The sequence below is a fragment of the Mucilaginibacter segetis genome (assembly GCF_016522075.1).
GTDB classification, from domain to species: Bacteria; Bacteroidota; Bacteroidia; order Sphingobacteriales; family Sphingobacteriaceae; genus Mucilaginibacter; species Mucilaginibacter segetis.
Genome location: NZ_JAEHFW010000001.1, coordinates 1 through 12,044, shown reverse-complemented (window position 1 = coordinate 12,044; position 12,044 = coordinate 1). Strand labels below are relative to the sequence as shown.

Sequence of the window (12,044 nt, the reverse complement as noted above, 5' to 3'; positions counted from 1 at the left end):
TAGAAGGATCTAAACCATCACAATGAAATTATTTTATACACTGCTGTTTGCAGTTTCCCTATTACCTGCATTTTGCTACGGCCAGAGGAATTTTCAACCGGGTTATGTAGTAAAATTTAATAGTGATACATTAAAAGGCACCATAGACTATCGCGAATGGGATTCTAATCCGGATGAGATTACCTTTAAAACTACTGACGGGAATATTAATAAGTTTACACCTAAAGATATAGAGTTTTTTGAAATTACCGGATATGAATATTACCGGACATACACAGGTAACATAAGCCGTGACGAAACTAATGAGAATCGCATCGAAACAGGCAGGGATACCAGCTACACTACAGAAAGTGTTTTTCTTAGAATAATACAAAAAGGCAAAATTATTACACTTTATACTTACCGCGACGGCATTAAATTACGCTTTTTTTATAGCACACCGGATAATCCCCAACCACAAGAACTTATTTATCGTGTATATTACAATAATGACAAGGTAAATCCTTACACAGGATCGGGGCGTACAGTAAATGAAAACATTTACGTGCAGCAACTTTCAGGAGTAGCCTTGAAAGCCGGGGTAATGGATGACAAATTGCAGGGAATAATGGAATATGCCGCCTACAATAAGTCCAATCTATTGAAAATTGTAACCAAAATGAATGGATATACAAAAGAGCAATTTTCAAACATCTCCGGTGAAAAGAAGAAAGGCTTTAATTTATATGGTGGTTTAGGAATAAATGCCTTACATACAGAACCGCATGGAAATTATAAGGCTGCCGGAGGTATGCCGTATACTTCTTTTTTACCCCGGGTGACCCTTGGACTAAATACCTTTGTAAATCCAAACACACAAAAGCTATTATTTACGACTGAGGTGTCATTAAATATGGGAAAATATAAATCTGTATATAATAATAAAGTATATCCTTATTTAGGTATAAATTATGGCTTTGACCAGTTTATTGTATCTCTGTCTCCGCAGGTATCTTATAATTTTTATAACTCGGAAAACTTTAAGTTTTTTGCAACAATAGGTTGGGATCTTAGTTATTGCACTTATTACAATAAAAGATACGTTGGCCAGGACGATGTAAAAGTAAATTACGGCCTGCCTTTATTCTATTTTCATAATTGGACTAACTCAGCAATGTTTAAAGGCGGATTTTTAATTAGTAAAAGAATACAGGTTTACGCCGAATATGTAAAAGGAGAGTATATAACTTACGATCCGTATTTTAACCTTACACAAAGTGAATTTAAAACAGGTGTAAATTATTTTTTTGAATAGTTACCTTACCAACAGTACCCATCCGGTTCTTTTGGGGGTGTTATTTTTAAGATCAATAACGTAATAATATACTCCGGCAGGCAGAGCTTTACCTTGGTAGTTACCCGTCCAGGGCTTGGCATATCCGTACGATTTGTATACCTCCTGTCCATCACGTGAATAGATAGTAAGCAGGCATTCGGGGTAAGTACTCAACTGATCAATATTCCAATAATCATTTACACCATCTCCATTAGGAGAAAAGGTGTTTGGGACAGTTATTTTTTTATACACCCGTACAAAAATACTATCTGTAGCAATACCGCAACCGCCATCCGACTCCACATGCAGGGTGTATGTAGTATTGTTTGTTGGTTGAGCCAACGGCGTGAGGGATAAAGGATCGCTTAACGTTTCGGAAGGGGTCCAGTAATAACGTATGCTATCCCCGCCTATGGTTCCTTTTAACCGAACTGCTTCTCCTTCCTGTATTTTAACATCTTCTCCGGCATTAGCTATTGGCGGCTGCAATACCGTTACGGTAACCATCTTTGTGCCATCTATACATCCGCCATTATCTACAACAACATGGTATACCGTTGTTTGCGTAGGTTGAGCAACCGGATCCGGAATATCATCGCGGTTAAGCCCCGTTGATGGCTCCCATTTGTAATATCTGCCTCCTCCGGCAAGCAATTGGGTAGCCTCGCCCCTGCAAATAGTAACATTGCTGCTTATGCTCGCCTGTACTTTTGGCAATACGCTAACCGTTGTTGAGCCTGTAGATGTACATCCCTTTGAGGCAGCAGTAACGGTGTAAACACCGTCTTTTGAATTATCTGCATCGTAGCTTATTACCGGCGATTGTTCATCAGATGTAAAGTTGTTGGGGCCTGACCACGAATAGGTATCTCCTCCCGTAGCGGTTAATCTTAACTCCTGTCCTTCGCAAACTATGGTTTCCTTATTGATCTTTACTACAGGAAGAGGATTTACATTAATATTAAGCGGCTGTGAATATATACGACATTGAAGCGCTGCCGACGGCCCGTTTAACACCCCTATACGATACTGATATTTACCCGGCACCGCATTTACAAAGTTACGGGTAAGTGTAGTAGTGTTTGCCCCACTTATATCAACCCAGCCCTTTCCGTCGTTATTATTGGTCTGCCATTGATAGTAGGGATCATCATACCCGGTTTGACTAGCCCTAAGTATATAACTTCCGCTTTCACCCTCGCAAAGGTCACGGTCTCCGGTAGTTCCTATCGAACCAAAACCTGTCTCAATGACCGGTCCGCATGGCCTAAAGGTAATATCATCGAGTATCAGATCGTTCCCATTACCGCCCGGTGCATTATTGATCATTTTTACCACAATATCCTCGCCGTTAGAGGGGGTAGTAAAAAAGGTGCCGTATTGATGAAAACTTGCAATATCCACCTGTGGGATGTCACCAGTATTATAGGTTTTAAGTACAGTACCGCTCACTGTTTCTATAGAAAAGGTAATATTAGGTCTGATATCCTCACTGGTGCTCGGCATATCCCTTATCAGGTTCATTATCCAGGCTGCAAATTCATAAGTAGTATTAGGGCATAGAGCGGCACCGCTGGCTTTTTGCACATAAAAAACTCCGGGATCGTAAGAGGCATTTATCACCATCATGTATCCGTTGGCATCTCCTGTATGGTCATGTGACACGGTTTGCCATGTTCCGGAAAAACAGGTGCCCAGGGCACTGGTGATCGTATAAAACCCATCGCCGGGACACATGGTTGAAGTATAATTATAATTGGTAATTGTAGTGGGTAAAGCCGGGCCTACAGTTCCGTATGTTGCCCCTGCTCCAAATGTTTCGTTGATAACCGGATCGCCCAAACTACCGGTACATACCTGAGCACCTGCGTTAAGAGAGCTCGCAAAAAAAACAACTAATAAAAATATCTTCAATACTTTAGGAGGCATCTAAGTATGTGCTGTACAAACTGCGTTCAAAAATATAGTTTATTATCTTGCTGAAGCACAATTGCCTAAATATATCATATATCAAACAAATGTAGTACCTCCCAAGTTAATTTATCTGTTGTACATTTATCCTGCCTTATGAAGAATTCTTTAATTTATACCCTGTTTTCAGCACTGCTTTTTACGGCCTGTTCACAAAACAAACCTGATCCTTCCAAAGCTGATAATGTAAATACCCCTGCTGATCAACAGGTGGCTTTAGCAGCACCGTATGCCACCAAATCTGTAAGAAATTATTGCAAGGTAATTGGCTGGCCAGTTGATAAAACACCAATTGCTCCCGCTGGATTTAAGGTGAATTTATATGCTGATAATTTAAATAACCCGCGTAACATTTATATCGCTCCTAACGGTGATGTACTGGTGGCCGAGGCTAATACTGAAATTAAAGGGATCAAAAAAATAGGTGCAGAAATAATAGGTGCAGCAGGCTCACAGAACCTTGGGAAAAGCGCTAATCGTATAACCCTGTTCCGCGATAGCAATGGCGACGGCGTTCCGGATAAAAGATCGGTCTTTCTGGATAATTTAAATCAGCCTTTTGGTATGCTGATATTAGGTAATTCGTTTTATGTAGCTAATACCGACGGCCTGTGGCGGTATAACTATACCAGCGGGCAAACCCAAATAAACGGACCCGGTAAAATGATACTGGCCCTGCCTGCCGGTGGCTATAACAATCACTGGACACGTAACCTAAGGGCTAACAGCGCAGGCACTAAGATCTATATCTCGGTTGGCTCGGGAACCAATGTTGCAGAACACGGAATGGAAAATGAAGTGAGGCGTGCAGATATACTGGAGATCAACCCCGATGGTTCCGGTGAACGCATTTATGCAAGCGGCTTACGTAACCCTGCCGGGATCGACTTTCAGTCCGAAACTGGTGTACTATATGCCGTAGTTAATGAACGGGATGATCTGGGCGATAATTTAGTACCCGATTATTTAACCAGTGTAAAAGAGGGTGGTTTTTACGGTTGGCCGTGGTCTTACTTCGGGCAACACCCAGACCCGCGCTTAAAAGTTAAACGCCCGGATATGGTTAAAAAAGCCATAGTTCCCGATTTTGCACTTGGCTCGCATACGGCATCCCTCGGTTTAACTTTTTATAATGGAGGCATGTTCCCAGATACTTATAAAGGCGGGGTATTTATAGGCCAGCACGGCTCCTGGAACCGCTCTAAACTGGTTGGCTACAAGGTCACCTTTTTGCCCTTTACCAACGGTAAACCTGCTGCAAAAATGCAGGACTTTTTAACAGGCTTTATTGCCGACAGCGCCAAACAGGAAGTTTACGGCCGCCCGGTAGGTGTTACCGTGGCTAAGGATGGAGCCTTGCTGGTAGCTGATGACTCCGGTAATAAAATATGGCGGGTAAGTACAAATAAATAGGATATCCTATACCCTGCTATTTCCTTAAATAATAAAGAGGTATTTTTACCGGCACAAAGCTATGATAAGACCCTTTCCCGTCATTTTTCTTTCGCTTTTAGCTCCCATTATTGCATTTGCGCAAAAACCTGTCAGCAAAGACACCGTAAGGCATTTAAATACGGTAACCGTAAAGGGATACCTAACAGAGCAACCCGTATTAAGCTTTCCAGCATCCGTAAGTGTATTAGGACAAAGCCAGTTAAAGCTACAACCCGATAATTCCTTTGTTACCGCGCTGAATACCTTGCCCGGCATAAGGGCAGAAGAACGTTCACCCGGCAGTTATCGCTTATCTATACGTGGCAGTTTATTGCGCTCGCCTTTCGGGGTAAGGGATGTAAAGGTTTATTTCGACGACATTCCCCTTACTGATGCGGGCGGCAATACCTATTTAAATGCTATCGACGTTGGCAATATCAATCATATCGAAATTTTAAAGGGGCCTGATGGCAGCTTGTTCGGCGCAAATTCAGGAGGGGTGGTTTTACTGAGTTCTGCAAATGAGCATTCAACGGATGGTTACTTTAATGCAGGGATAAACGGAGGATCGTATGGGTTGTTCCATCAAAAAGTATCACTACAAACGCATACCGGCAACAATACCTTCAGCTTTAATCAATCCTATCAAAATTATAACGGATATCGTCAAAACAGCCGTATGCAGCGTAACTACCTGCAAGCAGGGGATGTATGGCAATACGCCAAACAAAGCCAGCTGCGTTCGTTACTTTTATATTCTGATCTGAATTATCAAACACCCGGAGGGTTAACGCTGGCTCAAATGCAGGCCGACCCACGCTCGGCAAGGCTGCCTACCAAAACTACTCCCGGCGCTGTTGAGCAACATATAGGCATCAATACTAAACTACTGTTAGGTGGTTTGATAAATGATGCCCGCCTGAGCGACAGGGTAAAAAACGTACTGGCTGTTTTTGGCAATCATGTCAATTTTGCCAATCCCTTTATCACCAATTACGAACAGCGTAACGAGAATACCTATGGGGCACGAACTTATTTTGAGTTTGACGGCAAACCCGGTAAAATTATAGACTGGAAATTAAATCTGGGATTGGAGTGGCAGCAAACTAATTCACTCATCAGCAATTATGGCAACAACAAAGGCATTAAGGATACCACCCAGCAAATAGATAAGATAAACACCAATCAGCATTTTATTTTTGCCCGATATGCAGCGGATATCGTTAAACGTTTGCATTTGGAGGCGGCCGTGAGCTTAAACTATTACAGTTACAAATTCCGGAACACCTACCCGCTTAATGAGACCGGTTTTACCAACCGCGACTTTACCCCTCAGCTAATGCCGAGGCTGGCGCTGTCTTATCAGCTTACCAATAACTTTATATGGCGTGCATCTGTTAGCCGTGGCTATTCCACACCCACCATTGCCGAGGTACGGCCTACCGATAATGTAATTAACACCAACCTGCAGGCCCAAAGTGGCTGGAACTATGAAACAGGTTTTAGATGGAGGAATACCGACGAAACCTTATTGCTGGATGCTTCGGTTTTTTATTACCGGATAAACAATGCCATTGTGCGGCGTTTAAACCCCGACGAAACGGAATACTATATTAACGCAGGTGGCACCAAACAACCGGGTTTTGAGCTGGCTTTTACGGATTGGCTCATCCGCCAAAACAACACGCACTTTGTACGCGGCTTACAGTTTAATACCTCGTTCAGTTTAAGCAGGTTTAACTTCAGAAATTATGTAGTAACCGATGCGGATTACTCTGGCAACCAACTAACCGGAGTACCAAGGCAGGTATTGGTATCCTCTTTACAGATTAACTTGCCACAGTATTTTTCTGTATTTGTGCAACATAACTACACCTCATCTATCCCGCTGAATGATGCCAACACCGCCTATGCCAATAAATACAATCTATTACAGGGCAAGGTTTCCTGGCAACACTTACTGGGGCATAAAATAAGCCTGCAACTATTTGCCGCAGCAGATAATATCCTGAACGAAAAGTATAGCCTCGGTAACGATCTTAATGCTTTCGGCAGCCGTTATTACAACCCTTCGCCGTTACGTAATTACTCCTTCGGGATGAATGTTAGTTTGTAACCCACCATCGCACACGCTTAATGTTGTCCGTCCGTTACTTGAGCGGACATAACGGACAATGCGGACAAATTTCTCACTACTAAACGTACCTACTCCATAACAGCGGTATTGCCTCCTCGCCCTTTAACATCAAAAGCGCGGAATTTCACCACACCCGATGCATCAACAGGGCCGGTGTATAATTTGCTTTTCGCGTCCGGCTCCTTACCATTAGTAGTGTAGCGTATCACCATCCCCGGAAACTGGATGTTGCTTACATATTTACCGTCCTGCAAAACCACACCCGGTTTAGGTATGCGGTAATTATAGCCGCCATCTAAATAACTTAAACGAGGCAGTTCCCGTTTGCCTAAAATATTCAGGAAACTGTTCCAATCCTGCTGATATAATACCTGTGCTTTTTGAGTATCTTTTTCAGTAGTCCAGGTCGGATCTTTTGCCCATGCACGCTCTGCCAGCGCCAGCAGCTTAGGGAATATCATATACTCCATACGGTCATCGCTTTTTATGGTTTCGCTCCACAATGCGCCTTGTATACCCACAATATTCTGCTTACCATAATCGGTAAGGCGTTGCTTGCCCACAAATATGGCCCGGTTAATAGGATTTCCGTTCTTATCCACATCTGCATTTTTAAAATAATCGAATGGGATAAAGGAGAAAAATTTATCTATCCCTAAAAATGCCCCCCAGTAATAGCCCGGTTCATCAAAAGATTTGTAGTTGGCCATATCAAAATACAGGTTGGTAACATTGGTAAGCGTTACCTTATAACCCGCGTTTGCCAGTTTATAGGCCAAATCCTCCTGTCCGTCGCCTAATACGTTGTTCCATACATCAACCTGCAAATGTTTGCTGGTGAAATCAGGATTGGGGATATAGGTAGGTTGCCCGTCTACCATCGTTTTGCGCAGGGCCATTTCTTCCCAGCCTGATAGCAGCAAATGGCGTTGATTCAAAATATCGTTTACCCTGCCGTAAAAGTAATACCACAGGTCGTTAGTATTTTTAATTTCGGGATGACTTGCCTTTAAAGTGAGGTAAGCGGGCGATTTTTCCCACACATGCGCAGGCACTTCATCGCCACCAAAGTGAATGGTGGTTAACGGAGCCCCCGCGTTTTTGTATATAGTGATGATATCATCCACCACAGTGCTTACAAAATTATAGGTAGATGGCAGTGCTACATCAATCACGTTATCATTCCAGTACTGCACCGAGCGGTATTGCGATTCATCGTTCAGGTCATTCAGCAGATACTTTTCAGCTCCGGCTTTATCGCCTGCTGCTATTAAGCGGTCGTAACGTGCATCCATCGCTTTTATGGAGGCGCGTGCATGCCCGGGCGTTTCCACCTCGGGAATTACCCGGATGTGCCTTTCCGTAGCGTGCTTTAAAATTTCGGTATAATCTGCCACGGTATAAAACCCTGTGCCGGATGTATTGCTGAAATCCGGGCCTGACCCGTGTGAGGGTGGCAGGAAATGTTTGCTATCCAGCGTATGCCCGCGTTTGGCGCCCACATCGGTAAGCTCCGGTAACGATGGTATCTGCAGGCGCCAGCCCTCATCATCCGTTAGGTGCATGTGCAGTACGTTTAGTTTATATAGCGCCATCGCATCTATCAATTTCATTACCTCTTGCTTGGTACGGAAGTTACGTGCTACATCAAGCATTACCGCCCTGTGCTCAAAGCGTGGCTCATCCTTAACCTCTGCACATGATATCTCCACAGTGGCCTGCTTGTTTTGCCATGCTGATGCAGGTATCATGGTTTTTAGCGACTGTATGCCGTAAAATATCCCTGCCGGGGTTGATGCTGTTATGGTAATTGCAGCGGGTTTAACGCTTAGTTCGTAAGCCTCGTCGTCCATGCCTGCCTGATAATTTAAGGTGATGATACCGGTACTGCTTCCTTTGGGTTTAGCCATAAGGGTAGTTAGGTCATGGGTAAGCGATGCCGCTTCTTTACTAAACCTGTCGTCGGTAGCGGTAACGTGCACATTGGCTGTCAACTTAAAGGTGCCGCCTGTTGCACTATAATTTAATGGCGATGGAAATACATTCGGCAACTCACCGGCAGCAATATCGGTGATGGTTTTATTTTGATCATAGATGATCTGCGGGGTAACAAGCCCTTTATACTCGGGTTTATAAGGCTTAATGGTAAAATCGCCGGGTAAATATCCCTTATCCGGTTCGCTGTTCCACACCAGGTAAATACCTTCAATAGCATCGGTAAAGTTAACTACGGGCGCTTCGCACACCATTTCTATACGTTCGCTTTCACCGGGTTTAATCATTTTAAAATCAGCGTTTGGGGTGATACTGAACAGGTCGCCGTTTATTTGCTCAATAAGCGCGTTACCCGTAGCCGCATTAGCCGTAAACCCTCTGGACGAGTTAAAGTAGAATTTCCACCCGTTAGCCGGGAAAGCCGTTTTACCCGTATTGGTGATCACCACAGCGGTAAGCGACTGCTGCTTGTTCTGGTAGTTATTATCAACCACCTCCCAGCTTATTTGCAGGTTATGAACATCAAAATCAGGCTTATCAGCGATATTTACAAAGGAGCTTATGCAAAGTGCAACAACTACCAAAGGTATCAGAATACGGCGCATGGGTGTACTATTTAGGGTTAATACCCGTAAATATATACAATTTAAAAGTCATAAATACTTTTTAAAATTCGAATTAAAGTGAAAACTTTATCCACCCGTTACCCTCGTACCCAAAAATAAATTGTTTAGTGTGGATGATCTCGGCGAGTATCTCTATCGAGTCAACTATACGTGGCCCGGAGCGGTTAAAATAATGGTTACCATCAGCTATATAAACGCGGTCGTTCTTTACCGCTTTAGTTTCAGCAAAACCGGGTAGCTCAAATAAAAGATGCAGCTCGCGCATGGTACGTTCTATACTAAAACCGCATGGCATCAGCAGTAAAACATCCGGGTCGGCTTGTTTAATGGTTTCCCAATCTACATACGGGGAATGTTTACCCGCCTCGGCTAATATGGGCTTACCGCCTGCTATGCTCACCAGTTGGGGTATCCAATTGCCCGATACCATCATAGGCTGCAGCCACTCTATACAGGCTACGGTGGGTTTACTCTCCATAAACTTCAGCTTATGCCTTATAATATCCACCCGCTCCTGCATATCCTCCAGTAACCGTTCGCCTTCGGCCTGTACATTTAATGCTCCGGCAACCCTTGTAATATCTCCGAAGATATCCTCTAAGTTATTAGGCTGCAGGGAGATGATGTGCGCGGGTTTATCCAGGTAATTATCTAATGCCTGCTCTACCTCCTGTAAGGATACCGCGCAAACCTCGCACTGTGCCTGGGTGATCACCACATCGGGCTGCAGGGCCTTTATCTGCTCGCGGTTTACCGTATATACCGATAAGGCCTCCGCCAGTATCTCTTTCACCTTTTCGTCAATAGTGGCACTGCTAAGGCCATCCGGTAAATTGGCTTTGGTGCATACAGGCAGGTGCCTTATACTTTCCGGGAAGTCGCACTCATGCGATATGCCCACCAGCTTATCTTCCAGCCCTAAGGCGCAAACTATCTCGGTGGCGGCGGGTAATAACGAAACTATTCTATCAGCTGGCATAACAGTAACACGATGTTTAATAAAGCTACAAATATGCGAAATTGAAAAATTACGACGGGTACTATTTACTTATAACTACTTTATGGCACTATATTCAATTAAAATATATCTTTGCTACCGATGATATTCCTGACCTTTTTTATTGGGATAATAGCCAATTTTATTGGTTATGTGCCCCCCGGTAACATCAACCTTACCCTTGTGCAAATTGCCATAAACCGTGGCATGAAACAAGCATTGCAGTTCATTATCGCTTTCTCCTGCGTGGAGTTCTTCTTCACGTACTTTATCATGAATGCCGCCAAATGGCTGTCGGCAGAGGTGAAACTGGATACGATAATCGACTGGATAATGGTGGTGCTGTTCAGCGTGCTAGGTGTTGTTACCTGGGTAAATCGTAACAAACCGCCCGAAACGCACTACTCCGAACATGCCAGCATTAAATACGGTATACTGCTGGGCTTTTTAAACCCGATGCAGGTACCTTTCTGGATGGTTACCGGCACTTATCTCATCACCCATGAATGGATACTGGATGGCAAACTGGCACTGGTAATATTCAGTATAGGCTCGGCAGCGGGAGCTTTCCTGGCTTTGTTTTTGTACGCCAAATTTGCCCGGTTTATACAAAAGAAGTTTGAACTGAGCAATCGTTTTATTGATACCGGTATTGCGCTGCTGTTCTTCGCTTTTGCCGCGTACCATATTTTTAAGCAGATATATATTGTGTGGTTTAAAAAGTAAGGATGGCTTACTACGGATGCGCTTCAGCAATAGTTTGTCCGTCCGTTTAGAGGAGCGGACATAACGGACAGGTGCGGACAAGATGTTTCACCTGGTGATGCTGAATTCATTTCAGCATCTCACCTGCAAAATAAAACCCGATTTGTCCGTTAAACAAGTTTGTCCGCTTTGTCCGAAAATTCCGCACCCCTCTGCGGACGGACAAGATGTAATGGATGGTTAGATGCGTGGATATGCAGATGTGCAAATGTACTCACACACGGCCATGCTGATATTGCATCACCTCTTGCCAAAATAAACACATAATGGGTTCCTGAAACAAGTTCAGGATGACAGGCTGGTGTGTCATTTCGAACGATAGTGAGAAATCTTGAACGCTTGTTATCTGCACGTATAAGATTCTTCGCTGTCGCTCAGAATGACAAGAGGATCATGTTTTGCTAAGTACGCTAACGTTAGGCTGATATATTGCATCACTCAGTCATGCTGAATTTATTTCAGCACCTCATTTGCAAGGTAAATAAACAGTGGGTTCAGGATGACAGGCTGGTGTGGCATTTCGAACGATAGTGAGAAATCTTGAACGCTTGTTAGCTGCACGTATAAGATTCTTCGCTGTCGCTCAGAATGACAAGAGGATCATGTTTTCGCTAAATACACCACTCAGTCATGCTGATATATTAATCACCCGGTCATGCTGAATTCATTTCAGCACCTCATTTGCAAAGTAAATAAACAGTAGGTTCAGGATGACAGGTTGGTGTGTCATTTCGAACGATAGTGAGAAATCTTGAACGCTTGTTAGCTGCACGTATAAGATTCTTCGCTGTCGCTCAGAATGAC

The 12,044-nt window shown here is 43.6% G+C and carries 7 protein-coding genes; 4 read left to right on the top strand and 3 right to left on the bottom strand.

What is annotated here, in order from left to right:
* Positions 1-22: 22 nt before the first annotated feature.
* A complete protein-coding gene (locus I5M19_RS00035; RefSeq protein ID WP_200062799.1) occupies positions 23-1,294 on the top strand; it encodes a hypothetical protein in 1,272 nt (423 codons plus the stop codon).
* Here I5M19_RS00035 and I5M19_RS00030 read toward each other — a convergent pair whose 3' ends face one another.
* Positions 1,295-3,244 carry a gliding motility-associated C-terminal domain-containing protein gene (locus tag I5M19_RS00030; RefSeq protein ID WP_200062798.1) on the bottom strand — a complete coding sequence of 650 codons (1,950 nt, stop codon included), beginning with the start codon at positions 3,242-3,244 and terminating at the stop codon, positions 1,295-1,297.
* 138 nt (positions 3,245-3,382) lie between these two features.
* On the opposite strand from I5M19_RS00030, the gene I5M19_RS00025 reads away from it, so the two are divergent.
* Both I5M19_RS00025 and I5M19_RS00020 read left to right on the top strand, forming a co-directional pair.
* Positions 3,383-4,699, top strand: a complete 1,317-nt coding sequence (locus I5M19_RS00025) for a PQQ-dependent sugar dehydrogenase (RefSeq protein ID WP_200062797.1) — start codon at positions 3,383-3,385, stop codon at positions 4,697-4,699.
* A 61-nt stretch (positions 4,700-4,760) separates the two neighbouring features.
* Positions 4,761-6,836: a TonB-dependent receptor gene (locus I5M19_RS00020; protein WP_200062795.1), complete on the top strand. Its 2,076-nt coding sequence runs from the start codon at positions 4,761-4,763 to the stop codon at positions 6,834-6,836.
* 89 nt (positions 6,837-6,925) lie between these two features.
* On the opposite strand, the gene I5M19_RS00015 is transcribed toward I5M19_RS00020, so the two are convergent.
* Positions 6,926-9,457, bottom strand: a complete 2,532-nt coding sequence (locus I5M19_RS00015) for a family 20 glycosylhydrolase (RefSeq protein WP_200062793.1) — start codon at positions 9,455-9,457, stop codon at positions 6,926-6,928.
* 73 nt (positions 9,458-9,530) lie between these two features.
* Positions 9,531-10,457 carry a cobalamin-binding protein gene (locus I5M19_RS00010; protein ID WP_200062790.1) on the bottom strand — a complete coding sequence of 309 codons (927 nt, stop codon included), beginning with the start codon at positions 10,455-10,457 and terminating at the stop codon, positions 9,531-9,533.
* Between the two features lie 120 nt (positions 10,458-10,577).
* Between I5M19_RS00010 and I5M19_RS00005 the strand changes: the two genes are divergently transcribed.
* Positions 10,578-11,201 (top strand): LysE family transporter, encoded by a 624-nt coding sequence (locus tag I5M19_RS00005; protein ID WP_200062787.1) that lies wholly within the window; start codon positions 10,578-10,580, stop codon positions 11,199-11,201.
* Positions 11,202-12,044: the final 843 nt, after the last annotated feature.